Below are 23910 nucleotides of genomic sequence, written 5' to 3'. Positions count from 1 at the left end.
GGTCACACCAGCTGCGCGGTGAGGAACCCGAGCTTGTCAGGGTTGGCGACGATTCGGATCGTCGCGATCCCGCCCTCAGCGATGTCGAGGGCCACCGCGAGCAGCACCACGCCGTCGACGGTCGCGACGACGCCGGGCTGGCCGTTCAGCTCGGTGAGCACGAAGCCGACGCCCGCCGCCTCGCGGCTCAGCCGGCCCAGGTACTGCGCGACGCGCTCGGCGCCTCGGATCGGCTTGCGGGCCGCGTGGATCTTGCCGCCGCCGTCGGCCCACGACACGACGTCGTCGGCGAGCAGGCTCCTCAGCCTTTCGAGATCGCCCCCGCGGGCCGCGTCGAGGAACAGCTGGGTGATGCGCACGCGCTCCTCCGTCGAGGGGTGGAAGCGTGGGCGTTCGCTCGCGACGTGCTGCCGGGCGCGGTGGTACAGCTGCTGGCAGTTCGACTCGGTCAGGTCGAGAACCTCCGCGATCTCCGCGTGGCCGTAGCCGAACGCCTCGCGCAGCACGAACACCGCGCGCTCGGGCGGGGTCAGGCGTTCCAGCAGGAGCAGCAGGGCGAGCGACACCGACTCACGCAGCTCGGCGGTGTCGAGCGGGCCGAGCGCGGAACCGGTGGTGTCGACGGGCTCGGGCAGCCACGGCCCGACGTAGGTCTCCCTGCGGGCGCGCGCCGAGGTGAGGCGGGTGAGGCAGAGGTTGGTGAGCACCTTGGTCAGCCAGGCGCCGGGCGTCCGGACGGCTCCGTGGTCGGCGGCAATCCAGCGCAGGTAGGTGTCCTGCACGGCGTCCTCGGCCTCGCTCGCGGAGCCGAGCAGGCGGTAGGCGATCGCGAACAGCCGCGGCCGCTGCCGCTCGAACTCCCGAACCTCCTCGGCCGCGATCGACATGCCGAGAGCGTAACCGCCCCCAAGGCCACCTTTGTTGCGTTGAGCGCAACAAAGGTGGCCTTGGGGGGCGTGAACAGGTGTGAACCCCTCCGCATCGGGTAATCGGCGACCGTGCAGACGACGACACGCGACGTGGCAGTGCTCCCGCGCCCACGGGGTCCGTTCTCCGAGGTGATCGCCAGGGCGCTGCACGACGACCCGCACCAGCCGCAGGGACTGCCCCATCACGCGGGCAAGGCCGAGCCATACGGCGAGGACCTCCAGCTGGCGCTGCAGGTCTGCTACGAGCTGCACTACCGGGGCTTCGAGGGCGTGGACCCCGAGTGGGAATGGCAGCCCGACCTGATCCAGACCCGCAACGCGCTCGAACGGCAGTTCCTCGCCGGGCTGCGGCGGGACGTCGCGGGCGGTGACGACGTGCGGGGCGCGCTCGACGAGCTGCTCGTGGAGCCCGTCGACGGCACCGGGGTCTCGCACTGGCTGCGTGACAACGGCACGTGGGAGCACCTGCGTGAGTACTTCGTCCTGCGTTCGATCTACCACCTCAAGGAGGCCGACCCGCACGCCTTCGCCATCCCGAGGCTGCGCGGGCAGGCCAAGGCGGCACTCGTGGCGGTGGAGTCTCTCGGTGCGGATCAGCCCAGGGGCTGCCGCAGCGCGGAGCGACCCGCCTCCCACGCGCCGAGCACGTGCTGGGTGAGGCGGTCCTCAAGCAGTCCGGTCGCCTGGATGCCGAAGACGACGTCAGGCGCCAGCTCGGGCTCGCGTTCGAGCAGGTCGCCGATCACCTCGCGGCGCATCACCTGCTCGTGCACGGCGTCGGCCTCGACGTGCTCGTCGAAGAACCGCACGCACGCGTCCAGACCTGTCACAACTCGCCGGGCTGTGTTGTCGAAAGGGTGTAGCCACCCACGACAACGGCAAGGAGTACACGATGGACGCCCGCGTGAACCTCTTCGGAAACCCGGTCACCGCCAAGTTCCTGAAGCACCTCGTCTCGGCGGGCAAGGTGGTCGCCGACTCGACGCTGCCCGCCGCGACGCAGGAGCTGGTGAAGATCCGGGCCAGCCAGATCAACGGCTGCGCCTTCTGCATCGACATGCACACCAAGGATGCCGCGGAGGCCGGGGAGAGCGCGACGCGCCTGCACCTCGTCGCGGGCTGGCGGGAGGCCACCGTGTTCACCGAGGCCGAGCGCGCCGCGCTGGAGCTGGCGGAGGAGGGCACCCGCATCGCGGACGCGGCGGGCGGGGTGAGCGACGAGGTCTGGGCCAATGCCGCCAAGCACTACGACGAGGAGCAGCTCGGCGCGCTGGTGTCGATCATCGCCCTCATCAACACCTACAACCGCGTGAACGTCCTCGTCCAGCAGCCCGCGGGCGACTACCAGCCCGGCCAGTTCGGCTGACGACGGTTGCAGTGAAGGCCACCTTGCCTGCGTTGAACGCAGGCAAGGTGGCCTTCACTGCGGTTGGTCAACTCCGGGTGCGCCTGCGGTGGCTGGCATCGCAGAAGGGGTAGGCCTTGCTGCGACGGCAGGCGCACACGGCGACCTGGAACCGGTCGGAGGTGACGGTCTCGCCGTCGTCGAGCGTCAGCTCCACCGGGCCCTCCACGAGGATCGGTCCGCCCGGCACCACCGTCACCCTGCGCGGCTCACGCCGCGGTTCGCTCTGCCCGATCGGCACGGATCACCACCAGCTCCTCATCGCGCCGGCCCGGTTCGATCAGGCCGCGCTCCTCCAGAAAACGGGCCCGGCCACGCAGGACCGGGCCGAACGGAATCCGCCGTCGCGCGACGATGGAGGTCTTGAGCCCCGCCGTCCGCAGGGCGCCCACCGTCTCGTCCACCCCGCTCAACTCCGACTGCACCAGCAGCAGGAATCCCTGCCAGTTCAGCAGATCGGGCGCGAGCGTACACAGTGGATCGAGAACGGCCCGGCCGTCGGCTCCGGCGTCCCATTTCGCGACGGACGTGCGCTCGCACGGCACGTACGGCGGGTTGGCGAGCACGACGTCGAAGCGCCCGAGCCCGGCCAGCGCCGTCACGTCACCACGGCGCACGCTGAGCGGGACCCGACGCAGGCGCGCGTTGCACCACGCCGCCGCGAGCGCCCGCCGCGACACGTCCACCGCGGCCACCTCGCCGGCGCCCGCGCGGGCGGCCGCGAGCGCGAGCGCACCCGTGCCCGTGCACGCGTCGAGCACGCGCGCGCCGACGGGCATCGAAGCGGTGCGCAGGGCGCCGGCGAGCAGGTTCGTGTCCTCCTGCGGGCGGTACACCCCGGGAGGCCGCAACAGCCACATGACGGCTACTCGTCGCCGGGCCAGGCGCCGGTGGCCTTCTCGTACCCGGCGGCTCCCGCCCGGTCGACGGCGGCCTTCACCGCTCCGAAGATCGCACCCTGCACGGCGGCGGCGGTGACCACCTGCCACAGCGCGTACTTGCGATCCCTGGCGTCCGGCGCGTCGGGCTCACCGCTCACGCGTTGCCACACCTGCTTGAAAACCGTGCTCGCGAGCAACGCCCCGCCGGTGCTCACCACCAGGCTCAGCGGCTTGTAGAGCGCCTTCATCAATGCCTGACCTTCCACGTGATCACACCTCCGACCGCGACCGCCGCGACGGCACCGGAGACGATGAAGGGCACCGGGTTGCCCCGCACGGTCTCGGTCGCCTTGGCCGTGCCGTGCTTGAGCTGTCCCTTCACCTGCGTGGCGCGCTGCTGGGCCTGGCCCTTGAACCGGGCCGCGCGCTGCTGCGCCTGCTCCTTCGCCCGCGCGGGAACGTTCAGCTTGTGCGCGAGCGCGTGCGCCGTGTCACCCAGCTCCTGCCGGGTGAGTTCGATGTCGAGCCGGGCCTCCTCCGGATTCCGGGGGAACTCCTCGCTCTCCTCAGTACGTTCCTTCGGGCTCTCCTTCGGAGTGCTCATCGGCGCATCTTCTCCCTCACCGTCTCGACGTCCTGCCGGACGCTCTCGCTCGCCTCACTCGGCACCGGCGGCGTCGCGCGCTGGACCTGGTTCTTGCCGAAGAGCCCCAGCAGGCCGGCGAGCAGCAGCAGCGCACCACCGACGATCAGCGCCGACGCCCAGCCCGGCAGTACCAGCGCTAGCGCCAGCACGGCGGCCGCGACCAGCGCCCCCGCGCCGAACCAGGCGACCACGGCGGCACCGCCCGCGAGACCGGCACCCATCCCGAACCGCTTGCCCTTGTCCTGCATCTCCGCGACGGCGAGCTTCATCTCGTCCCTGACGAGCCTGCTGGTCTGCTCGGAAAGATCGCTGACCAGCTGTGCCACGGAACGGTCCTCCACCACGACGTCGCGGTGTTCGTCGTAGACCATGATTCCTCCATCTCGGCGCTGGTCACCGGTTTGCCCTCAGCGCTCGTCCCACAAACATCGAGGCCGGTCCGAAAAGCCGTACCGCCGCAGGTATGCCCGTGATCTCGCCGGGTATTCGGGAGGATCATGCACAGAGAGGAACTCGCCGAATGGGCCGGACCGGGGGCGGCCGGCCCGGTGGAGCTGCGGGTGCCCGCACACGCACGGCACCTCGCGACGCTTCGGATGGTGGCCCGCGACTTCGGCGGTCGCGAGGGGTTCACCGACAACGAGCTGACCGACCTGACGGTGGCCGTGGACGCGGCGTGCACCTGCCTCATCCGCTGGTCGGCGCCCGGCGCGATGCTGACGTGCCGACTCGTGTTCGCCTTCGGCAGACTCACCGTGAGCGTTTCCACAACGACGCTGGAGGGCCGCGTGCCGAGCCCTCACGCGCTCGGCTGGCGCGTTCTCGACACGATGACCGACACGTTGTCGGCCTGGCGGTACGAGCACGATCCCCAGCGCAGCGTCGACCGGGTGGTGCACATCCGGTTCGCGAAGCGGTTTGCCGCACGTGCGGGCGGGTAGCCGGTGAACAGGCCTGGCATATCCGTGACGGAGGTGTCCTCAGTGACCCGATCCGCACCATTGCCCGAGCAGACCGACCGGCCGAGGACCGCCGTCGTGACGGGCTCGGACTCCGGCATCGGCAGGGCGATCGCGGTGGCGCTCGCGGGCGGCGGCCTCGACGTCGGTGTCACATACCACGCCGACGAGCAGGGGGCCGCGAACACCGCCGACGAGGTCAAGGCGCAGGGCGTCACGGCCGCCGTGCGGCGGCTGGACCTGCGTGACCTGCCGACCGAGGCCGCAGTGATCGATGACCTCGCCGAGGAACTCGGCGGGCTCGACGTACTGGTCAACTGCGCCGGCACCGGCGAGGCGACACCGGTGATGGACCTGGACTTCGACGCGTGGCGCGAGGTCGTCTCCGTGGATCTCGACGGCGCGTTCGCCTGCGCGCAGCGTGCGGCGCGGCACATGATCGACGCGGGCCGTGGCGGCCGGATCATCAACATCACCAGCGTGCACGAGCATTACCCGAAGGTCGGCGCCGCGCCGTACTGCGCCGCCAAAGCCGGTCTCGGCGCGCTCACCAAGGTGCTCGCGCTGGAGCTCGCCGAGCACGGCATCACCGTGAACTCCGTGGCACCCGGCGAGATCTCGACGCCGATGACCGGACAGGACAACGCCGATCCCGCGAAGCAGCACCGGCCGGGCGTCCCGCTTGGCAGGCCGGGCCACGCCAAGGAAGTGGCGTCCGTGGTGGCCTTCCTGGCCACGCCGGCCGCCGGTTACGTCACCGGCGCCTCATGGCTCGTGGACGGCGGCATGGCGCAGATGGGACCGCAGGCGAGCGCCGCGCTGACCGACGACGGCTGGAGGCGGGTATGAGCACGGCGTCCTCCGCGACCGGGCGGGGCCTGACGGCGCGGCTGTCGTGGCCGCAGATCGTGGTGGGGATCGTCGGCCTCTGGTATCTGGTCGTGGGCGTCACCGGATTCGCGCTGCACGACGGCATGGGGCCGGAATCGTCGCGCACCGTCTGGCTGTTCGGCGTCAGCACGCTGCTCAACATCGTGCACACCGTGGTGGGGGTGCTCGCGTTGATCGCCACCCGCAAGTCCGTGACCGCTCGCCTGTTCGGATGGGCGAGCTTCTTCGCCTTCGCGGGGCTCACGGCGTACAGCATTCTCGCGACCGTCCTCGACGAGTGGGGCGACCTCGTCAACGTCACGGCGGCCAACGCGTGGCTGTACGGCGCGACCTGCCTCATCGGCCTCGTGCTCGCGCTGGGCGGTGTGCGCACGCGGCGTCCATAGTGTTTAGCCGTCCGCGCGTGCGGGCAACTACCCGTTATGCAGTTGCTCGTCTGGCATGTACACGGCTCCTGGTGCACGTCGTTCGTCCAGGGCGGGCACACCTACCTACTGCCCTATGTGGACACTGAAGACCCTTGGGGACGGGGCCGTTGCGGCCGGGACTGGCCGGACAACGCAATCGACGTTCCCGTGGATTCCTTGCGGGACACGGAGATCGACGTCGTGGTGCTGCAGCGACCCGAAGAGCTCGCGCTGACCGAACGCTGGCTCGGCAGGCGGCCCGGGATCGACGTGCCCGCCGTGTACGTCGAGCACAACGCTCCGCGTGAGCGCGCCGCCACCACCCGGCACCCGCTCGCCGACCGCGGCGACATCGTGCTCGCCCACGTCACGCACTTCAACGAGTTGATGTGGGACAACGGGATCGCGCCGACGGTGGTGATCCCGCACGGCATCGTGGACCCCGGTTACCAGTACACCGGCGAGCTGCCGCACAGTGCCGTGCTCATCAACGAACCCGTTCGGCGGAACCGGATCGTCGGCACCGACCTGCTGCCCGTGTTCGCGGAGGCCGCGCCCGTCGACCTGTACGGCATGGGCCTCGACGGCCTCGAAATCCCCGGCGTCACCCCGGTCGGCGACCTCGGGCAGACCGCGCTGCACCGGGAGATGGCCCTGCGCAGGGTGTACGTGCACACCGCGAGGTGGACCTCGCTCGGGCTGTCGCTGCTTGAGGCCATGCAACTGGGCATGCCGGTGGCGGCGGTGGCGAGCACCGAGGTGGCCACGGCGGTGCCCCCGGAGGCCGGTTTCGTGTCCACCGACGTGACGATGCTGGTGGAAGGCGTCCGGACGCTGCTGGAGCAGCCGGAACTGGCCGTGCGGATGGGCAAGTCGGCGCGGGAGTACGCCCTGACCCACTACGGCCTCGACGCGTTCCTGCGCAACTGGGACAACCTGCTCCACCGCGTGCTGCCCTGACTCGACCTGGAGGAAACGTGAAGATCTCGATGGTTTCCGAGCACGCCAACCCGCTCGCGGCCTTGGGCGAGGTCGATGCCGGAGGGCAGAACGTTCATGTCGCCGAGCTCTCGGCGGGCCTCACCCGCGCCGGGCACGACGTGACCGTCTACACGCGACGCGACGACCGGGAGCAGCCCGACGAGGTCGTCGCCCCGGCCGGTTACCGCGTCGTGCACGTGCCGGCGGGGCCGCCCCGGCACGTGCCCAAGGACGAGCTGCTGCCGCACATGGGCGATTTCGCGCGGTTCCTGGAGCAGGAGTGGAGCGTGCGGCGGCCGGATGTGGCGCACGCGCACTTCTGGATGTCCGGGCTGGCCTCGGTCATCGCGGCGCGCGCGGTGGACGTTCCCGTGGTGCAGACGTTCCATGCGCTTGGCGTGGTGAAGCGCCGTCACCAGGGGGCGAAGGACACGAGCCCGGCCGACCGCATCCGGCTGGAGCGGCTGGTCGGGCGCAGCGCGGCACGGGTGGCCGCGACGTGCTCGGACGAGGTGTTCGAGCTGGTGCGGCTGGGGCTGCCGAGGGACCGGATGTCGGTGGTGCCCTGCGGCGTCGACCTCGACCGGTTCACCCCGGACGGTGAGACCGCCTCCCGCGGCGTGCGGCAGCGGATCGTGTCAGTCGGCAGGCTGGTGCCGCGCAAGGGTTTCGACATCGCGATCGCGGCCCTGCCTTCGTTGCCGAATACCGAGCTGGTGATCGCGGGCGGCCCTCAGGAGGGGCGGCTCGCCGACGACGAGGAGGCGCGGCGGCTGGTGGCCCGCGCCGAGAGGTTGGGCGTCGCCGACCGCGTGCGCCTGCTCGGTCAGGTCGGCCGCGCCGAGATGCCCGCGCTGCTGCGTTCCGCCGACGTCGTGGTGTGCACGCCGTGGTACGAGCCCTTCGGGATCGTGCCTCTGGAGGCCATGGCGTGCGGTGTCCCGGTAGTCGCCTCCGCGGTGGGCGGGCTGACCGACACGGTGGTGGACGGCGTCACCGGTACCCACGTGCCGCCGCGCCGACCCGACGCGCTGGCCGCCGCGCTGCGCAGGCTGCTCGCTGACCGCACGCTCCGTGAGGCCTTCGGCATCGCCGGCGCCGACCGCGCCCGTTGCCGCTACTCGTGGGACCGCGTCGCCGCCGACACGTACCGGGTGTACGAACGCGCCGTCCCGGCCCTGGTGACCGCGGAGGAAACGGGCTGACGCCGCTGCCGCGAGTCCCCCGCTCCGGGCCGCGAGTCCCCCGTTCCCGCCCGCGAGTCCCCCGCTCCGGACCTCGAGTTCCCCGCTCCCGCACGCGAGTCCCCCGCTCCGGCCCGCGAGTTCTGCATTCCGGGACGCGGGCGAGTCGTGCGCTCCGGTGTACCGGCTCGAACGGAGACCGGTAGTTGGCCGCCCCGACGCGCAACTCGGCGTCCCGAACGGGCAACTCGCCAGCCCGAACGGGCAACTCGCCAGCCCGAGCGGGCCACTCGGCGTCCAGAGCGGGCAACTCGGCGTCCGGAGCGGGGGACTCGCGGGTCTGAGCGGGGGACTCGCGCGGGTTACACCTTCGCGGGGGTGCTGACGTCGAAGGTGAGCCTGCCGTCCTCCACGCCCACGCGCACCCGGGAACCGGACGTGACCTCGCCGCCGAGGAGCATGCGGGAGAGCACGTTGTCCACCTCCCGCTGGATGGTGCGCCGCAGCGGACGGGCGCCGTACTCGGGCTGGTAACCCGCCTCGGAGAGCCAGCGGACCGCCTCGGGCGCGACGTCCACCTCGACGTCCTGCGCCTGCGCCTTGCGCCGCGTCTCCTCCAGCAGCAGGGACGTCACGCGCTCGAGCTGCTCCTCCGTGAGCTTGCGGAACACGATGATCTCGTCGATCCGGTTCAGGAACTCGGGGCGGAACGACTCGCGCAGCCTCCGCATGAGCCGCTCGCGCAGCGGCTGCTCGGTGTCGGTCTCCCGCGCCGGGGAGAAGCCCAGCGCGCCCTGGGTGCCGCTCAGCACCAGCTCGGAGCCGATGTTGCTGGTCATGATCAGCACCGTGTTGGTGAAGTTGACCGTGCGGCCCCTGCCGTCGGTGAGCCTGCCGTCGTCGAGCACCTGCAGCAGGACGTTGAACACCTCGGGGTGCGCCTTCTCGATCTCGTCGAGCAGCACCACGGAGTACGGCCTGCGCCGCACGGCCTCGGTCAGCTGCCCGGCCTCCTCGTAGCCGACGTACCCTGGCGGCGCGCCGATCAGCCGCGACACCGTGTGCCGCTCGCCGTACTCGGACATGTCGAGCCGCACCATGTGGTCCTCTCCGCCGAACAGCGCCTCCGCCAGTGCTCGCGCGAGCTCGGTCTTGCCGACGCCGGTGGGCCCGAGGAACAGGAAGCTGCCAGACGGCCGGTCGGGTTCGGAGAGCCCGGCCCGTGTCCGGCGCACCGCCTCAGCGACCGCCTGCACGGCCTCGTCCTGGCCGACGACCCGCCCGTGCAGGTGGTCCTCCAGGTGCAGCAGCCGCTCCCGCTCCTCCTGCGTCAGCTGCGCCACGGGGATGCCGGTGCTGCGGGCGACGACCTCGGCGATGTCGACGGTCCCCACCTCGGGCACGCCAGCGGGCGTGTCGTCACTGCGGGTGTCGGCGATCCGGGTGCGCAGCTCGTTGATCTCGTCACGCAGCGCTGACGCCCGCTCGTAGTGCTCCTCGCTCACCGCCTGGTCGCGGTCGCGGCACAGCTGCTCCAGCCTGGCCTCCATGTCGCGCAGGCCCTCCGGCCGCTTGGCCGTGCGCATCCGCACGCGCGCGCCCGCCTGGTCGACGAGGTCGATCGCCTTGTCGGGCAGGTGCCGGTCGGTGATGTAGCGGTCGGAGAGCGTCGCGGCGGCCGAGAGCGCCTCGTCGGTGAACCGCACCTGGTGGTGCGCCTCGTACTGGTCCCGCAGGCCGTGCAGGATCGCGAGCGTGTCCTCCACGTTGGGTTCGGGCACCAGGATCGGCTGGAACCGCCGTTCGAACGCGGGGTCGGTCTCGATGTTGGTGCGGTACTCGTCGAGCGTGGTGGCGCCGACGATGTGCAGCTCGCCCCTCGCGAGCGCGGGTTTCAGCATGTTGCCCGCGCCCATCGAGCCCTCCGAGGAGCCCGCACCGACCACGGTGTGCAGCTCGTCGATGAAGACGATCAGCTCGTCACGGTGCTCGCGGATCTCCTCCAGCAGCTTGGTCATGCGCTCCTCGAAGTCACCGCGGTACCGTGTGCCCGCCACCATCGCGGTGACGTCGAGCTGCACGAGCCGTCTGCCCTCTAGTGACACCGGCACCTGCCCGTCGGCGATGCGCTGGGCGAGGCCCTCGACGATCGCGGTCTTGCCGACCCCGGCCTCGCCGATCAGCACCGGGTTGTTCTTGGTGCGCCGCGAGAGCACCTCGACGGTCTGCTCGATCTCGTCGTCGCGGCCGACCACCGGGTCGATCTCGCCCTCGCGGGCCATGGCGGTGAGGTCGCGGCCGAAGCTGTCGAGCGTCTCCGTCCCGCTGGGGGCCTGCCGCTGCTGGCGGGCCTGTCCCGGCGTCGCGCCGACGGCGGGCCCGGCGATGGCCCTGCGCACGGTCTCCGGGGTCACCCCGGCGCCGCCGAGCAGCCTGCCCGCCGGCGAATCCTGATGCGCCACCAGCGCGAGCAGCACGTGTTCGGGGCCGATGTAGGACGAGCGCAGCTGCCGCGAGATCTGGTGGGCGTCGAGCAGGATGCGCTTGGCGCCGGGCGTGAGGGTCGGTGTCGGGGTGGGCGCGCTCCGCGGGTGCGGAGCGTCGCGCTCGATGCGCTGGGCGATCGCGTCGGGGTCGCCGCCCGCCCGCTGGATCAGCTCCCTGCTGCCGGATACCTGCGTGGCGCCCCACAGCAGGTGCACCGAGTCGAGCTCGTTGCCGCCCCACTCGCCGACCCGCCGGACAGCCGCCGACACCAGCGCCAGCGCCTGCTCGCTCATCAGCCGGGTGATGCCGACGGCGTACGGTTGCCGCCCCGGCATGGCATTGCCGAAGAACTGGGCGAGCAGCTGGTCGAACGGGCTGGGGCCGGGATCACCGAAGAAGCCGGTCATGGGCAGCCTCCCTCTGCGGCAGATCGGGAAAGTCCGTTCCCCGGGCCTACCCGGTGCGGCGCCGCGTCAACCCACGTAGCGCCGGGCCACCGACCGGCGCTGCGAATCCTCGAGCGAGCGCAGCCCGGTCTCCACCCGCTGCGGAACGACCCACCTCTCCCGCAGCACCCACGGCAGTCCCCGCAGCGCCTCCAAGGCGGCCGAGGCCGTCGCCAGGTCGGCCGGCGCGGATCGCAGCACGGCGGCCGTGCGCCGGGCGGCGCTGCGCACGGGCCTGCGCAGCCACAGGGTCCACAGGGTGTTACGGATGCCGAGCTGGCGGCGACGCCGGGGATCGCGCTGTTTCGAGGGCGCGTGGTGGATCACCACGTCCTCGGCCCAGCACATCCACCAGCCGTGTGCGGCGAGGTCGATCGCGAGCAGCTCCTCCTCGCCGCCCAGCCACATGCGCGGCGAGAACCCGCCGACCTCGCGGAACGCCTCGACGCGGAATGTCGTCAGCCCCGCCATCACGCCCATGAGCGCGGGCCCCGGCAGCCAGTCGGGTCCGGGCACCGGCGACTCCCGCAGCTCGGGGGTGATCGGGTCCTCCCTCAGCTCCGGCTCCACGAGGCAGCGCCCCGTCACCGAGCCGAGCCCGGGGTACTCGTCGAGCAGTTCGGCGGCCCTGCGCAGCGAACCGGGCTGCCAGCGGGTGTCGTCGTCGCAGAACGAGACGTACGGCGTGCGCACGTGCCACACGGCCAGGTTGCGCGCGAGCGCGCCGAGGTTGCGGTCGCAGCACAGCAGTTCAACGCCGGGAAAGTGCCGGGACACCGCCTCGGCGGTGCCGTCGGACGAGGCATTGTCGGCGACGATGATCGGCGCCCCGTCGGGCAGGTTCGTCATGTGCTCCAGCGTGCGCAGCGCCTCCGCCCGCCGGTTGTGGGTGATCATCACCACGGTCGTGCGGCTCATGCCAGCTCCCTGATCTGCCGTTCGACGGAAGGCGGCAGGCGCTGCCTTCCGGCCAGCGCGCGCGGCAGCCTGCGCAGGGCACCGGCCGCGGCACCGGGATGCCGCAGCAACGGGGTGGCCGCTCGCACGCACTCCGCCGCCGGGCGCCGGAGCAAGGCGATGAGCGCGTTGTTGCGGGTCTCCATGCGGTGCCGCCACGCCGACGGCGGCCTGCTGCTGGACGGGTGGTGGTGCGCCACGACGTCCTCGACGTAGCAGAGCGCCCAGCCGCGGGCCGCGAGGTCGTAGGCGAGGAGTCTTTCTTCAGCGCCGAAGTGCAGCAGGCGGCTGAACCCGCCGACTCCGAGGAAGGCCTCCCTGCGCACGATCGCCGAGCACGCGAGGAAGCCGAGCACCTTCGGCCCCGGCAGCCCGGGTTCGGAGCCGAGCGGGCTGCCGGCCATCACGGCGCACACGGGATCGGGCTCCTCGCGCTCGCCCACGAGGGTGCGGGCGGCGAGCAGGCCGAGCCGGGGACAGTCCGCGAAGACCGCCTCCGCGCGGGACAGCGCGCCGGGCGCCCACCACGAGTCGTCGTCGCTGAACGCGACGTACGGGGTGCCGGCGGCCTGAACGCCGAGGTTGCGGGCGGCGGCCGCGGCGTTCACCGGCGAGGTGAGCAGGCGCACGCCGGGGTGCTCGCTGCGGACCCTCGCGGCGGTGTCGTCGGTGGAGGCGTTGTCGACCACGATCACCGGCGGCGCGGGGCGCAACGCGGCCAGGTTCCCGAGCGTGCGCGCGAGCTCGGCGGAGCGGTTGCGGGTGGCGATGACGACCGTGGTGTTCACGCGCCCACCTCGGCCAGCAGCGCGGTCACGAGCGGTGAGGAGTCGTCGCGGGTCACGGCGTGCTGCCGGGCGGACGGCGAGAGGCACCAGCGCAACCACCGGTCGAGCCGCTCGTCCGTGACGTCCTCGGCGGTGAGCACCGCGGGCCAGCCGAGCGCCCTCGCCTGCGCGGAGACCTTGCCCCCGCCCGCGACCGGGTCCACGGCCAGCGCGGGAACCCCGGCGCGCAGGGCGAGTACGAGCCCGTGCAGGCGGGTGGTGAGCACGACATCGAGCCTGCCGAGGAGCGCGACGAACTGGTCACCGGTGGCGCAGTGCCGCCAGTCGGCGGAGTCCAGCCGCGAGTCGAGTGCGACGCGCGCGCAGTCGAGCCCGGCCGCCCACGCGAGCAGCGCCTTGTGCACCTGCTCGTGCCTGCGCCGCTCGCCGTACTCCTGTTGCCCCGGTGCCAGCACGATCCCGGCCACGGGTACTGCCGCGGTGGGCTCCGACGCGGCCAGGTCGGGCCGCGGTGGTCCGGCACCGTCGCGCGCGAGCACCCGGTGGAAGCCGGTCACGGCGGGGTCGGCGGGGTCGACCACGGACACGCCGACGGCGATCCGCCGGCATGACGCGTAACGCTCGTGCAGCCCGCGTACCTGCTCGCCGTGCGCGGGGCCGCAGGCGAAGACCAGATGGGTGTAGCGACCGGGGTCGGCGTCGTCGAGATGCAGAGCGCCGGGACGAAAACGGGGGCTCCACGCCGATTCGGTGTCGACACCCGCATCGGCGAGCGCGGAGCCGATCCGGCGCATGCTGAGCACGTCGCCCGCTGTCGCCTCGCCGTGCAGGAAGCTCGGCCAGCCGGTGACCAGAACACGCATGGGCCGCTGGTACCCGCTGCCTCACCGTTTCACACCGACTCTGCCGGGTAACCGACCGGCATGGTCGCTGAGTCGGAACACGTGCTGGTCACCGGCGGCGCGGGCTTCGTCGGCTCGCATCTGTGCGAACGGTTGCTACGCGAGGGTCATCGAGTGACCTGTATGGACAGTTTCGCGACGAGCAACCCCGACGGTGTCGCCGAACTCAGGCGGCACAACGGGTTCACGGTGCTCGAACACGACGTGACCCGCCCGTTCCCGGACCTCGGGGACACGCGGCTGGTGCTGCACCTCGCCTCGGCGGCCTCGCCACGGGACTACCTGCGGCTGCCCATCGAGACTTTGGAGGCGGGTGCACTGGGCACGCGCAACGCGCTGGCGTTCGCACAGCGGCACGGAGCCAGGTTCCTGCTCACGTCCACCAGTGAGGTGTACGGCGACCCGCTGGAGCACCCGCAGCGCGAGGACTACTGGGGCAACGTGAACCCCGTCGGCCCGCGCAGCGTGTACGACGAGGCGAAGCGCTACGCCGAGGCGCTGACGATGGCCCATCGGCGGCAGCACGGAACGGATGTCGCGATCGCCCGGATCTTCAACACCTACGGGCCGCGCATGCGCGCCGACGACGGCCGCATGATCCCGAACTTCATCACGCAGGCGCTCGCGGGTGAACCACTCACGATCGCCGGATCGGGTAACCAGACGCGCTCGGTGTGCTACGTGGACGACACGGTCTCCGGCCTGCTCGCGCTCGCCCGCAGCACGTTGACCGGACCGGTGAACATCGGCAATCCACACGAGCTGCCGGTGTGGCAGGTGGCCGACGAGATCCGCGCGCTCACCGGCACGGCGTCGACCGTGCGGCAGGTGCCCGGCGCGGTTGACGACCCGCGGCGCCGTTGCCCCGACATCTCCATGGCACAGAAGGAACTCGGCTGGCGGCCGGAGGTGACCCTTCGTGAAGGTCTCCGGCGGACAATCGCCTGGTTCGCCGCGGAAAGCGGCGCGGCAGCGTAACCACGCTGTGTAGCGACGTCCTGGTCTTTTCCACCGATTCCGTTTGAGAGCCGCTTCGGCGGGTAGCGACTTAGTGCCGGCTTCGACACGGCCGGCGGCCACCACTGGCGGGAGGTAGAGAGGTGCGCATTCTCGGGATCAACGCCGTTTTCCACGACCCCGCCGCGGCGCTGGTCGTGGACGGCGAGATCGTCGCCGCGGCGGAGGAGGAACGCTTCAGCCGTCGCAAGCACGGGAAGTCCGCCGTGCCGTTCTCGGCATGGGAATTGCCGGAGCAGGCCGCGAAATGGTGTCTGGACAAGGCAGGTCTCGCCCCAGCCGACCTGGACGCGATCGGCTACTCGTACGATCCCGCGCTCGCCGACGACGACGCCGACGGCACCGACGAGGGCGGCTGGGAACGGCTGCGCACGCTGTACGCCCGCCGCGCGCCCGCGTTCCTGAAGACCGCCCTGCCCGGTGTGGACCCCGGCATCGTTCGGTTCGTCCGGCACCACGTCGCGCACGCCGCGTCGGCCGCGCTCGCCGCGCCGTTCGGCGACTGCGCCGTGCTGACCTCCGACGGGCGCGGCGAGGCGGAGTCCTACCTGGCCGGCGAGTACCGCGACGGCAAGCTCGAAGAGCTTGCTTCCCAACGCCTTCCGCACTCGCTGGGGCTCGCCTACGAGTCCCTCACCGAGCACCTCGGCTTCCACCGCTCCAGCGACGAGTACAAGGTGATGGCACTCGCCTCCTACGGCAAGCCACGCTTCCTTTCCACTGTGGCCGAGCACATCCGTGCGACCGGCGACGGTGGGTTCCGCACCGATCCACTCGACTGGACCGAGTTCGCGCCAGCCCGCACGAGCGCCGACGAGCTGCTTCCCGAGCACGCCGACCTCGCCGCGAGCGTGCAGCGCGCGGTCGAGGACGTGTTGCTGGAGCTGGCCGCCTGGCTGCACGAGCGCACCGGCCACACCGATCTCGCGCTCGCCGGGGGCACCGCACTCAACTGTGTTGCCAACACCCGGCTGCACGCCGAGAGCCCGTTCGAACGCGTCTGGGTGCAGCCCGCCGCCGGTGACGCCGGGACCGCGCTGGGCGCCGCCCTGCAGCTGGCCGCCGACTTCGGCGAGCGCGCCGCGCCGATGCGCGGAGCCGACCTCGGCCGGGGCTGGACCGACGCGGAGCTGGAGAACTGGTTGCGGCGGGCCAGGATCCGCTACGAACGGCCCGCCGACATCGCCGAGACGGTCGCCGACGCGCTCGCCGACGACAAGGTGGTGGCGTGGTTCCAGGGCCGCGCGGAGTTCGGACCACGCGCGCTCGGACACCGCTCGCTGCTGGCCCACCCCGGCCGCAAGGAGAACCTGGAGCGCCTCAACGACGTGAAGGGCCGCGAGCAGTTCCGGCCGGTCGCGCCGATGGTGCTGGCCGACCGCGCGCGCGAGCTGTTCAGTCGCGGCCCGATTCCGAGCCCCTACATGCTGTTCGTCCACGACGTCGCAGAGGAGTGGCGGGACCGGGTTCCCGCGGTGACTCATGTGGACGGTACGGCCCGCATCCAGACCGTCGATGCCGATGACGAGCCGGCGCTTGCGCGGATGCTGCGCGGGTTCGAGTCGCGCACCGGCCTGCCGACGGTGGTCAACACCAGTCTCAACACCGCTGGCAGGCCGATGGTGGACGACCCGCGCGACGCGCTCGAGTGCTTCGGGTCCGCCCCGGTCGATCTGCTCGCCATCGGACCTTTCGCCGTGTGGAGGAACGCCTGATGGTGCACCCACTGCAGTCCCTGCGCTACACGATCGTCATCCCGACGACGGGACGTGCCCAGCTCTCGATGCTGCTGCGGGCGCTCGACGGCTCACACGGCCCGCACCCCTCCGAGGTGATCGTGGTGGACGACCGGCCAGGGGGCGATCCGTTGACGCTGCCGGGAATCCGGTTTCCGCTGCGGCAGGTCCGATCCGGCGGGCGCGGCCCCGCCGCCGCCCGCAACACCGGCTGGCGGCTCGCCCGCACCGAGTGGATCGCTTTCCTCGACGACGACGTGCTGACCGATGTGGACTGGACACAACGGCTGTCGGAGGACCTGGACGGGCTCGGCCCCGGGATCGCCGCGTCGGTCGCGAAGATCGTCGTGCCGCTGCCGGAGGACCGGCGCCCCACCGACGACGAGCGGGACACGCTCGCGCTCACCCGCGCCAGGTGGATCACCGCTGACATGGCATACCGGCGCAGCGCGCTGGTGGAGGTGGGCGGGTTCGACGAGCGCTTCCCGCGTGCGTTCCGGGAGGACGCCGATCTCGCGCTGCGCGTGTGCCAGGCGGGCTACCGCATCGCCGAGGGCCGCCGGGTCACCACGCACCCGGCGCGCGGCGGCGACTTCTTCGCCAGCGTGCGCAGGCAGCGGGGCAACGCGGACAACGCGCTCATGCGCGCCAAGCACGGCAGGCACTGGCGGCAGCTGACCGGGGAGGGCCCCGGCAGGCTCGGCAGGCACGCGCTCACCACGGTCGCGGGCGCCGCCGCGCTGGGCCTGCTCGCCGCGGGCCGCCGCCGGGCCGCCACGCTCGCGGGCGGCGCCTGGGCCGGGCTCACCGCGCAGTTCGCCGCGACCCGGATCGCACCGGGTCCGCGCACCCCCGCCGAGGTCACGCGCATGGCTGTCACGAGCGCGTTCATCCCGCCCGCCGCGTGTGCCCACCGCCTGCGCGGCGAGCTGCGGGCACGGGAGCCGGTCGCGGTGCTGTTCGATCGCGACGACACGCTCATCGAGGACGTGCCCTACCTCGCCGACCCCGAGCAGGTTCGCCCGATGCCCGGAGCGCGCGCCGCACTCGGCGCGCTGCGGGACGCGGGCGTGCTGCTCGGCGTGGTGAGCAACCAGTCGGGCATCGGCAGGGGCTACTTCACCGACGACGAGGTTCGCAGGGTCAACGCCCGCGTCGACGAACTCCTCGGCCCTTTCCAGACGTGGCAGTGGTGCCCGCACGGCCCCGACGACGCGTGCGCGTGCCGCAAGCCGCAGCCCGGCCTCGTGCTCCGCGCGGCCGAGGCGCTCGGTGTGGACGTGAGCCGGTGCGTGGTTGTCGGCGACATCGGGGCCGACGTCGAGGCCGCGACCGCGGCGGGGGCGAAGGGGATCCTCGTGCCGACCCCGCGCACACTGCCCGGCGAGGTCGAGCACGCGCGGCGCGAGGCCGCGGTGGCGCCGGACCTGACGTCCGCCGTGCGACTCGCCATGGAGGTCCTATGAGGACACTCGTGGCGCGGCTCGACAACGTGGGCGACGTGCTGCTCGCCGGTCCGTGCGTGCGGGCCGTCGCGGCGGGCTCCGACGAGGTCGTGCTGCTCGCCGGTCCGCGCGGGCGGGCCGGTGCCGAGCTGCTGCCCGGCGTGGCCGAGGTGATCGAGTGGTGCGCGCCCTGGATCGACCCAGAACCGCCCGAGCTCACGCAGGAGTCGATCGAGGCGCTGACCAAGCAGCTGCGGGACCTGCGGCTCGACGCGGCACTGGTCCTCACGTCGTTCCACCAGTCCCCGCTGCCGCTCGCGCTCGTGCTGCGGATGGCCGGGGTGCCGTGGATCGGAGCCATCAGCGAGGACTACCCGGGCTCTCTGCTCGACCTTCGCCACCGCGTCGAGGGCGACCCGCCCGAAGCCGAGCGCGCGTTGTCGCTGGCGACCGCGGCGGGGTTCACCCTGCCCGAGGGCGACGACGGGCGGCTCGCCCTGCGCGGCCCGCTGCCGGAGACCACCGGGCTCACCGGCGAACCGGGCTACGTGGTGGTGCACCCGGCGGCCTCGGTGCCGGCGCGGCAGCCGACGGCCGAGCGATCGCGGGCGATCGTGCGCGCGCTCGCCGAGGCGGGCCATCGCGTGATCGTCACCGGCGCTCCCGGCGAGCGGCGGCTCACCGCCGAGGTCGCGGGTGAGGTCGCGCTCGACCTCGGTGGGGTGACCGGATTGCCCGAGCTGGCCGCCGTGCTCGCCGGGGCGCGCGTGGTGGTCGCCCCCAACACCGGACCCGCCCACCTGGCTGCCGCCGTCGGCACGCCGGTGGTCTCGTTGTTCGCCCCCGTCGTGCCCTCGGCGCGGTGGGCCCCGTACGGGGTGCCCGCCGTCGTGCTGGGCGACCAGGACGCGCCGTGCCGGAACACGCGGGCGCGGCAGTGCCCCGTCGAGGGGCACCCGTGCCTCGCGATCGACCCGGCCGACGTCGTGAGGTCCGTCCACGAACTCTCAGGAGGTGTCTTGTGATCGAAGAGCACTTCGCCGCGCTCAGCGGCGCGCTCAGCCGCGTGCAGTCCGCGGCGCCCACGATCGACCGCTGGGGAACCCACCTGGCCGCGGTGCTCACCGGAGGCGGGCGACTGCTCGCGTGCGGCAACGGCGGCAGCGCCGCCGAGGCCCAGCACCTCACGGGCGAGCTCGTCGGAAAGTTCCTGCACGACCGGCAACCGCTGTCGGCGATCGCGCTGCACGCCGAGACCTCGGCGGCCACGGCGATCGTCAACGACTACGGCGAGCACGAGCTGTACGCCCGGCAGGTGCGCGCGCACGGCCGTCCCGGCGACGTGCTCGTGGCGCTGTCCACGAGCGGGCGCAGCCAGAACGTGGTGGCGGCGGTGAAGACCGCCCACGAGCTCGGCCTCACCACGTGGGCGCTGACCGGGCCGGAGCCCAACCCGCTCGCCGCGCTGGCCGACGACGTCATCGCGGTGGACGCGCCGAGCACCGCCACGGTCCAGGAGGTGCACCTCGCCATCGTCCACGCGCTGTGCGCCACGCTCGACGAGACGCTGGGTGTGCCCGCGTGAAGCCGCTCGTGGTGATCGGGGACGCGCTGCTCGACGTCGACATCGAGGGCAGGGCCGAGCGCCTGTGTCCCGAGGCTCCGGTGCCGGTGGTGGACGTGAGCGGCGAGTGGCTGCGGCCCGGCGGGGCCGGGCTCGCGGCGGCGCTGCTCGCCACACGCACCGCGCCCGAGGTCGTGCTCGTCACCGCGCTCGGCGACGACGACGCGGGCCGCGGGCTCGCCGCGCTGCTCGGGCGCGACGTGCAGGTGGTGCGGCTGCCACTCGACGGGACGACCGTGCGAAAGACGCGCGTGCGCGCACAGGGGCAGTCGCTCGTGCGCGTGGACACCGGGGGCGGGCACGCCGCCGACGCGCCGCTGCCCGCGCGGGCCGTCCGCGCGCTGCGCTCGGCGGGCGCGGTGCTCGTCTCCGACTACGGCCGCGGGGTCGCTGCCCATCCCGAGGTGCGCGCACTGCTGAGCGAGCTGGACGTACCCGTGGTGTGGGACCCGCATCCGCGCGGGCCCGCGCCGGTGCCGGGCGCGACGCTCGTGACGCCCAACGACAAGGAGGCACTGGGCTTCACGCGCTGCGGCGACCCGGCCGAGGCGGCGACTGCGCTGCGCCGCGAGTGGTCCTGCGAGGCCGCGGCGGTGACGGTCGGCGCGCGCGGCGCGCTGCTGTCAGGGCCCCGCGACGACGGCGTCGTGCGCGTGCCCGTGCCCGCCAAGGCGGCGGTCACCGGACAGTCGCGGCCCGACACGTGCGGCGCGGGCGACCGGTTCGCCAGCGCCGCCGCGGCCTCCCTGCTGGAAGGCTCTGACGTGCCCGCCGCCGTCTCCGCCGCCGTCGACGCCGCGTCGCGGTTCGTCGCGGCGGGCGGCGCCGCCGCGCTGTCGGTCGACGGCGTGCCCTCGGCCGGACCGGCCGCGTCGGCCTTCGACCTCGCCGAGCGGGTGCGCAGGCGGGGCGGCAGGCTCGTCGCCACCGGCGGCTGCTTCGACCTGCTGCACCCCGGCCACGTGAGCCTGCTGCGGCAGGCCAGGGCGCTGGGTGACGCACTCGTGGTGTGCGTCAACTCCGACGACTCCGTGCGGCGTCTCAAAGGCCCTGGCAGGCCGATCGTGTCCGCGAGCGACCGCGTGCGGCTGCTGGAGGAGCTGGAGTCCGTCGACGCCGTGGTGGTGTTCGACGAACCGTCCCCGGCGCCGCTGCTCGACCGGTTGCGCCCCGACGTGTGGGTCAAGGGCGGCGACTACGCGGGCGCCGAGCTGCCCGAGGCGAGTGTCGTCCGGGCGCACGGCGGCGAGATCGTGCTCGTCCCCACCGTCGATGGCTATTCCACCACCCGACTCGTACAGGAGGCGATGACTCGATGAAGGTACTGGTCACCGGCGGCTCCTCCGGGCTCGGCGCCGCGACCGTGGCGGCGCTGAGCGAGCAGGGTGACACGCCGCTCGTGCTCGACCGCGTGCCGCCACAGTCCGATGTGGAGTACGAACTCGCCGATCTCGCCGACTCCCCGGCCGCCGAGAACGCCGTGCGGGAGCTGGCCGACCGGGCGGGCGGGCTCGACGCCGTGTTCACCGCCGCCGGCATCGACCACCCCGGCAAGCTCACCGACGTGCCCGCCAAGGAGTGGGAGCGCGTCGTGCAGGTGAACCTGCTCGGCACGGCCGCGGTCGCCAGGGCCGCACTGCCCTACCTCGAACGGTCGCGGGGCACGCTCGTCACCGTCTCCTCGACGCTGGGCCTGCGCTCGGTGAGCGACGCGACCGCGTACTGCGCCGCGAAGGCCGGAGTCGTCGGCTTCACCAGGGCGCTGGCCGCCGAGACGGCGGGCCGTGTCGGCGTGACGCTCCTCGTGCCCGGCGGAATGCACACGAAGTTCTTCGACAACCGCGACGAGCAGTACAAGCCGCCGCCCGGCGCCAAGCTGAACCGGCCGGAGGACGTCGCCCGGACGGTGCTCTACGCCCTGCGCCAGCCTCCGGGTTGCCAGGTGCGCGAGCTCGTGGTGTGCCACGAGGAAGAGGGCTCATGGCCGTGACACTCGTGCTGCGGGCGCTCGGCCTCGGTGACCTGCTCACCGCCGTGCCCGCACTGCGCGCGCTGCGCGCGGCCCGGCCCGGCGACCGGATCGTGCTGGCCGCTCCCGCCGCGCTCACGCCGCTCGCCGAGCTGACCGGAGCGGTGGACGAGGTGCTGCCGACCTCGGGGCTCGGTGAGCTGCACCTGCCCGGCGAGCCGCCCGCTCTCGCCGTGAATCTCCACGGCAGCGGCCCGGAGAGCATCACCGACCTGCTGGCGACGGAACCCGCCGAGCTGATCACCCACCGGCATCCGGACCTGCCCGAGGTGCGGGGGCCCGCGTGGCGCGAGGACGTGCACGAGGTGCGGCGCTGGTGCGACCTGCTGGGCTCGGCGGGCATCCCGGCCGACCCCGACGACGTCGGCCTGCCCGCGCCGAAGGTGCCGAACCCGGCGCCCGGCGCGGTGGTGCTGCACCCCGGCGCCGCGTTCCCGTCGCGCCGGTGGCCCGCCCACCGCTTCGCGGCGGTGGCCCGCGCGCTCGCCGGACACCGCGTGGTGGTGACGGGCGGCGCGGGCGAGGAAGGGCTCGCACGGGAGGTCGCCGAGGCTGCCGGGCTCGGGGAGGACACCGTGCTCGCGGGTCGCACCGACCTCGCCGCGCTGGCGGCGGTGATCGCCGACGCCGCGCTCGTGGTGTGCGGTGACACCGGCGTGGGCCACCTCGCGACGGCGTTCGGGACGCCCTCGGTGCTGCTGTTCGGCCCCACTCCACCGAGCCGCTGGGGCCCGCCCGTGAACCGTTCGCGGCACAAGGTGCTGTGGGCAGGCCGAAGGGGCGACCCGTTCGCGGACCGGCCGGACCCGGGACTGCTGCGGCTCACCGAGGCCGAGGTACTCGTGGCGGCACGGACATTGCTTCCGGAGGCGACCAATGCGTGAGCGGCTGCGTGCGGGTGTGGTCGGCGCGGGCTACGTCGGCCTGACGAGCGCGGCGTGCCTCGCCGAACTGGGGCACACCGTCACGTGCGTCGACGTGGACGCGGAGAAGGTCGAGCGGCTGCGCGAGGCGCAGATCCCCATCCACGAACCGGGGCTGCCCGAGCTGGTGCAAGGCAATCTCGCGGCGGGCAGACTCGCGTTCACCACCGAGCACGCGGCGCTGCACGACGCCGACGTGGTGCTGCTGTGCCTGCCGACCCCGACCGGCCAGGGCGGCACGGCCGACCTGAGCGCGTTCGACGCGGCCGTGACGACGCTGCGCGACACCGTCTCACCCGGATGCGTCGTGGTGATCAAGTCGACCGTGCCCGTCGGCACCACCGAGCGGGCCGCCACCGCGCTCGGCCACCCCGTGGTGAGCAACCCCGAGTTCCTGCGCGAGGGGCACGCGGTGCACGACTTCCTGCACCCCGACCGCATCGTGATCGGCGCCCGCGACGAGCGGGCCCGAGCGGTGGCGACCGCCCTGTACGCGGGGCTCGACGCGCCCGTCCTCCACACCGATCCGGCGAGCGCGGAGCTGGCGAAGTACGCGAGCAACGCGTTCCTCGCGCTCAAGGTGTCGTACGTGAACGAGCTGGCCGAGCTGTGCGAGCGGCTCGGCGCCGACGTCACCGACGTGACCGGGACGATGGGCCTCGACGAGCGGATCGGCTCCGCCTTCCTGTCGCCGGGGCCGGGCTGGGGCGGCTCGTGCCTGCCAAAGGACACGCGGGCGCTGCTGCACGCCGCCGCCGAGGCCGGGGTCGACTTCACGGTGCTCGCCGACGCCGTCACCGCCAACGCGCGCCAGCTCGACCGCGTGGTGGCCAAGGTCCGGCAGGCGGTGACCGGCGCGGAGGACGGCTCGCTCTCCGGCGTGCGGCTCGGCCTGCTGGGGCTGACGTTCAAGGCGGGCACCGACGACCTGCGCGAGTCGCCGGCTCTCGCGATCGCCGCGCGGCTGGCGGCCGAGGGCGCACAGCTGACCGGGTACGACCCCGGCGTGCGCAGGGCCGCCGATCTCGGCGAGGTACAGCTGGTGGACGAGCCGTCGCTCGTCGCGAAGGACGCGGCCGGGCTCGTGCTGCTCACGGAGTGGCCGGAGTTCCGGGACCTCGACTGGCCCCAGCTCGCCCAACTGGCCGAAAAGGCCACCGTGGTGGACTGCCGGAACCTCCTCGATCCGGGCGAACTCGCCGAAGCGGGTTTCACCTATTCGGGTCTCGGCAGGTGCTGATCGAAAACGGTGTGCGACCCCGTCGCTACCAGG

General features: G+C 72.9%; 25 protein-coding genes and 2 pseudogenes. 16 read left to right on the top strand and 11 right to left on the bottom strand.

Annotated elements, in window-relative coordinates; genetic code table 11:
- Window positions 1–2: 2 nt before the first annotated feature.
- Window positions 3–887 (bottom strand): RNA polymerase sigma-70 factor, encoded by an 885-nt coding sequence (locus tag DI005_RS30315; protein WP_199543342.1) that lies wholly within the window; start codon window positions 885–887, stop codon window positions 3–5.
- 174 nt (window positions 888–1061) lie between these two features.
- Here DI005_RS30315 and DI005_RS39260 point away from each other — a divergent pair.
- Window positions 1062–1508: pseudogene (locus tag DI005_RS39260) on the top strand (iron-containing redox enzyme family protein); the annotation flags it as partial.
- A 14-nt stretch (window positions 1509–1522) separates the two neighbouring features.
- Here the strand turns inward: DI005_RS39260 and DI005_RS30305 are convergent.
- Window positions 1523–1774, bottom strand: a pseudogene (locus tag DI005_RS30305) (iron-containing redox enzyme family protein); the annotation flags it as partial.
- 47 nt (window positions 1775–1821) lie between these two features.
- Between DI005_RS30305 and DI005_RS30300 the strand changes: the two are divergent.
- Window positions 1822–2295 (top strand): carboxymuconolactone decarboxylase family protein, encoded by a 474-nt coding sequence (locus DI005_RS30300; protein ID WP_112275197.1) that lies wholly within the window; start codon window positions 1822–1824, stop codon window positions 2293–2295.
- A gap of 67 nt (window positions 2296–2362) precedes the next feature.
- Here the strand turns inward: DI005_RS30300 and DI005_RS30295 are convergent, their stop codons facing one another.
- Genes DI005_RS30295 through DI005_RS30275 form a run of 5 tightly spaced genes read right to left on the bottom strand, consistent with a single transcriptional unit; the run spans window position 2363 to window position 4232 of the window.
- On the bottom strand, window positions 2363–2569 hold the full coding sequence (locus DI005_RS30295) for a CDGSH iron-sulfur domain-containing protein (protein ID WP_112275333.1): 207 nt from the start codon (window positions 2567–2569) through the stop codon (window positions 2363–2365).
- Window positions 2544–3194 (bottom strand): HemK2/MTQ2 family protein methyltransferase, encoded by a 651-nt coding sequence (locus tag DI005_RS30290; RefSeq protein ID WP_112275195.1) that lies wholly within the window; start codon window positions 3192–3194, stop codon window positions 2544–2546. The genes DI005_RS30295 and DI005_RS30290 overlap by 26 nt, the downstream gene beginning before the upstream one ends.
- A gap of 5 nt (window positions 3195–3199) precedes the next feature.
- Window positions 3200–3463 (bottom strand): DUF4235 domain-containing protein, encoded by a 264-nt coding sequence (locus DI005_RS30285; protein ID WP_112275193.1) that lies wholly within the window; start codon window positions 3461–3463, stop codon window positions 3200–3202.
- Complete coding sequence (locus DI005_RS30280) at window positions 3463–3819, bottom strand: DUF3618 domain-containing protein (protein ID WP_112275191.1); 357 nt, start codon at window positions 3817–3819, stop codon at window positions 3463–3465. Before DI005_RS30280 ends, DI005_RS30285 begins: the two co-directional genes overlap by 1 nt.
- The gene (locus DI005_RS30275; RefSeq protein ID WP_113644425.1) at window positions 3816–4232 is read right to left on the bottom strand and encodes a phage holin family protein; all 417 of its coding nucleotides are present in this window, start codon (window positions 4230–4232) and stop codon (window positions 3816–3818) included. Before DI005_RS30275 ends, DI005_RS30280 begins: the two co-directional genes overlap by 4 nt.
- Before the next feature lie 126 nt (window positions 4233–4358).
- On the opposite strand from DI005_RS30275, the gene DI005_RS30270 reads away from it, so the two are divergent.
- Genes DI005_RS30270 through DI005_RS30250 form a run of 5 tightly spaced genes read left to right on the top strand, consistent with a single transcriptional unit; the run spans window position 4359 to window position 8304 of the window.
- A complete protein-coding gene (locus DI005_RS30270; protein ID WP_112275187.1) occupies window positions 4359–4802 on the top strand; it encodes an ATP-binding protein in 444 nt (147 codons plus the stop codon).
- Window positions 4803–4844: 42 nt separating this feature from the next.
- Window positions 4845–5669, top strand: coding sequence for an SDR family oxidoreductase (locus DI005_RS30265; RefSeq protein WP_113644424.1), 825 nt, complete (start codon window positions 4845–4847; stop codon window positions 5667–5669).
- The gene (locus DI005_RS30260; RefSeq protein ID WP_113644423.1) at window positions 5666–6097 is read left to right on the top strand and encodes a DUF4383 domain-containing protein; all 432 of its coding nucleotides are present in this window, start codon (window positions 5666–5668) and stop codon (window positions 6095–6097) included. Before DI005_RS30265 ends, DI005_RS30260 begins: the two co-directional genes overlap by 4 nt.
- 36 nt (window positions 6098–6133) lie before the next feature.
- Window positions 6134–7078 (top strand): glycosyltransferase, encoded by a 945-nt coding sequence (locus tag DI005_RS30255; protein WP_112275181.1) that lies wholly within the window; start codon window positions 6134–6136, stop codon window positions 7076–7078.
- Between the two features lie 17 nt (window positions 7079–7095).
- Complete coding sequence (locus tag DI005_RS30250; protein ID WP_112275179.1) at window positions 7096–8304, top strand: glycosyltransferase; 1209 nt, start codon at window positions 7096–7098, stop codon at window positions 8302–8304.
- Between the two features lie 341 nt (window positions 8305–8645).
- On the opposite strand, the gene DI005_RS30240 is transcribed toward DI005_RS30250, so the two are convergent.
- The 4 genes from DI005_RS30240 to DI005_RS30225 form a co-directional block, all read right to left on the bottom strand.
- A complete protein-coding gene (locus DI005_RS30240; protein WP_113644422.1) occupies window positions 8646–11177 on the bottom strand; it encodes an ATP-dependent Clp protease ATP-binding subunit in 2532 nt (843 codons plus the stop codon).
- A gap of 66 nt (window positions 11178–11243) precedes the next feature.
- The gene (locus tag DI005_RS30235; protein ID WP_113644421.1) at window positions 11244–12134 is read right to left on the bottom strand and encodes a glycosyltransferase family 2 protein; all 891 of its coding nucleotides are present in this window, start codon (window positions 12132–12134) and stop codon (window positions 11244–11246) included.
- Entirely contained in the window at window positions 12131–12961 is an 831-nt protein-coding gene (locus DI005_RS30230) for a glycosyltransferase family 2 protein (protein WP_113644420.1), read from the bottom strand. Before DI005_RS30230 ends, DI005_RS30235 begins: the two co-directional genes overlap by 4 nt.
- On the bottom strand, window positions 12958–13824 hold the full coding sequence (locus tag DI005_RS30225; protein ID WP_113644419.1) for a polysaccharide pyruvyl transferase family protein: 867 nt from the start codon (window positions 13822–13824) through the stop codon (window positions 12958–12960). The genes DI005_RS30230 and DI005_RS30225 overlap by 4 nt, the downstream gene beginning before the upstream one ends.
- Window positions 13825–13884: 60 nt before the next feature.
- On the opposite strand from DI005_RS30225, the gene DI005_RS30220 reads away from it, so the two are divergent.
- The 9 genes from DI005_RS30220 to DI005_RS30180 all read left to right on the top strand — a co-directional run bounded on the left by DI005_RS30220 (window position 13885) and on the right by DI005_RS30180 (window position 23877).
- Window positions 13885–14841, top strand: coding sequence for a UDP-glucuronic acid decarboxylase family protein (locus DI005_RS30220; protein WP_113644418.1), 957 nt, complete (start codon window positions 13885–13887; stop codon window positions 14839–14841).
- A 122-nt stretch (window positions 14842–14963) separates the two neighbouring features.
- Window positions 14964–16595, top strand: a complete 1632-nt coding sequence (locus DI005_RS30215; RefSeq protein WP_112275167.1) for a carbamoyltransferase C-terminal domain-containing protein — start codon at window positions 14964–14966, stop codon at window positions 16593–16595.
- Window positions 16595–18082 (top strand): HAD-IIIA family hydrolase, encoded by a 1488-nt coding sequence (locus DI005_RS30210; RefSeq protein ID WP_112275165.1) that lies wholly within the window; start codon window positions 16595–16597, stop codon window positions 18080–18082. The genes DI005_RS30215 and DI005_RS30210 overlap by 1 nt, the downstream gene beginning before the upstream one ends.
- A complete protein-coding gene (locus tag DI005_RS30205) occupies window positions 18079–19086 on the top strand; it encodes a glycosyltransferase family 9 protein (RefSeq protein ID WP_113644417.1) in 1008 nt (335 codons plus the stop codon). Before DI005_RS30210 ends, DI005_RS30205 begins: the two co-directional genes overlap by 4 nt.
- Window positions 19083–19646 (top strand): SIS domain-containing protein, encoded by a 564-nt coding sequence (locus DI005_RS30200; RefSeq protein ID WP_112275161.1) that lies wholly within the window; start codon window positions 19083–19085, stop codon window positions 19644–19646. Before DI005_RS30205 ends, DI005_RS30200 begins: the two co-directional genes overlap by 4 nt.
- On the top strand, window positions 19643–21004 hold the full coding sequence (gene rfaE2 / locus DI005_RS30195) for a D-glycero-beta-D-manno-heptose 1-phosphate adenylyltransferase (protein ID WP_113644416.1): 1362 nt from the start codon (window positions 19643–19645) through the stop codon (window positions 21002–21004). Before DI005_RS30200 ends, rfaE2 begins: the two co-directional genes overlap by 4 nt.
- Window positions 21001–21675 carry an SDR family oxidoreductase gene (locus DI005_RS30190; RefSeq protein WP_113644415.1) on the top strand — a complete coding sequence of 225 codons (675 nt, stop codon included), beginning with the start codon at window positions 21001–21003 and terminating at the stop codon, window positions 21673–21675. The genes rfaE2 and DI005_RS30190 overlap by 4 nt, the downstream gene beginning before the upstream one ends.
- Window positions 21666–22598: a glycosyltransferase family 9 protein gene (locus tag DI005_RS30185; protein ID WP_113644414.1), complete on the top strand. Its 933-nt coding sequence runs from the start codon at window positions 21666–21668 to the stop codon at window positions 22596–22598. Before DI005_RS30190 ends, DI005_RS30185 begins: the two co-directional genes overlap by 10 nt.
- Complete coding sequence (locus DI005_RS30180; RefSeq protein ID WP_113644413.1) at window positions 22591–23877, top strand: UDP-glucose/GDP-mannose dehydrogenase family protein; 1287 nt, start codon at window positions 22591–22593, stop codon at window positions 23875–23877. Before DI005_RS30185 ends, DI005_RS30180 begins: the two co-directional genes overlap by 8 nt.
- Window positions 23878–23910 lie beyond the last annotated feature (33 nt).

It is taken from the genome of Prauserella sp. PE36 (assembly GCF_003311655.1).
In the GTDB taxonomy this organism is placed as follows: Bacteria; Actinomycetota; Actinomycetes; order Mycobacteriales; family Pseudonocardiaceae; genus Prauserella_A; species Prauserella_A endophytica.
The sequence above is the reverse complement of the archived record's forward strand: the minus strand, read 5'-3'. Positions and strand labels throughout refer to the sequence as shown.

Bases quoted from the DNA above. Each gene is read 5' to 3' on its own strand.
- DI005_RS30315 (WP_199543342.1), bottom strand. From the start codon at position 887: ATGTCGATCGCGGCCGAGGAGGTTCGGGAGTTCGAGCGGCAGCGGCCG.
- DI005_RS30300 (WP_112275197.1), top strand. From the start codon at position 1,822: ATGGACGCCCGCGTGAACCTCTTCGGAAACCCGGTCACCGCCAAGTTC.
- DI005_RS30290 (WP_112275195.1), bottom strand. From the start codon at position 3,194: ATGTGGCTGTTGCGGCCTCCCGGGGTGTACCGCCCGCAGGAGGACACG.
- DI005_RS30285 (WP_112275193.1), bottom strand. From the start codon at position 3,463: ATGAAGGCGCTCTACAAGCCGCTGAGCCTGGTGGTGAGCACCGGCGGG.
- DI005_RS30280 (WP_112275191.1), bottom strand. From the start codon at position 3,819: ATGAGCACTCCGAAGGAGAGCCCGAAGGAACGTACTGAGGAGAGCGAG.
- DI005_RS30275 (WP_113644425.1), bottom strand. From the start codon at position 4,232: ATGGTCTACGACGAACACCGCGACGTCGTGGTGGAGGACCGTTCCGTG.
- DI005_RS30270 (WP_112275187.1), top strand. From the start codon at position 4,359: ATGCACAGAGAGGAACTCGCCGAATGGGCCGGACCGGGGGCGGCCGGC.
- DI005_RS30260 (WP_113644423.1), top strand. From the start codon at position 5,666: ATGAGCACGGCGTCCTCCGCGACCGGGCGGGGCCTGACGGCGCGGCTG.
- DI005_RS30255 (WP_112275181.1), top strand. From the start codon at position 6,134: ATGCAGTTGCTCGTCTGGCATGTACACGGCTCCTGGTGCACGTCGTTC.
- DI005_RS30240 (WP_113644422.1), bottom strand. From the start codon at position 11,177: ATGACCGGCTTCTTCGGTGATCCCGGCCCCAGCCCGTTCGACCAGCTG.
- DI005_RS30235 (WP_113644421.1), bottom strand. From the start codon at position 12,134: ATGAGCCGCACGACCGTGGTGATGATCACCCACAACCGGCGGGCGGAG.
- DI005_RS30225 (WP_113644419.1), bottom strand. From the start codon at position 13,824: ATGCGTGTTCTGGTCACCGGCTGGCCGAGCTTCCTGCACGGCGAGGCG.
- DI005_RS30220 (WP_113644418.1), top strand. From the start codon at position 13,885: ATGGTCGCTGAGTCGGAACACGTGCTGGTCACCGGCGGCGCGGGCTTC.
- DI005_RS30210 (WP_112275165.1), top strand. From the start codon at position 16,595: ATGGTGCACCCACTGCAGTCCCTGCGCTACACGATCGTCATCCCGACG.
- DI005_RS30205 (WP_113644417.1), top strand. From the start codon at position 18,079: ATGAGGACACTCGTGGCGCGGCTCGACAACGTGGGCGACGTGCTGCTC.
- DI005_RS30190 (WP_113644415.1), top strand. From the start codon at position 21,001: ATGAAGGTACTGGTCACCGGCGGCTCCTCCGGGCTCGGCGCCGCGACC.
- DI005_RS30185 (WP_113644414.1), top strand. From the start codon at position 21,666: ATGGCCGTGACACTCGTGCTGCGGGCGCTCGGCCTCGGTGACCTGCTC.
- DI005_RS30180 (WP_113644413.1), top strand. From the start codon at position 22,591: ATGCGTGAGCGGCTGCGTGCGGGTGTGGTCGGCGCGGGCTACGTCGGC.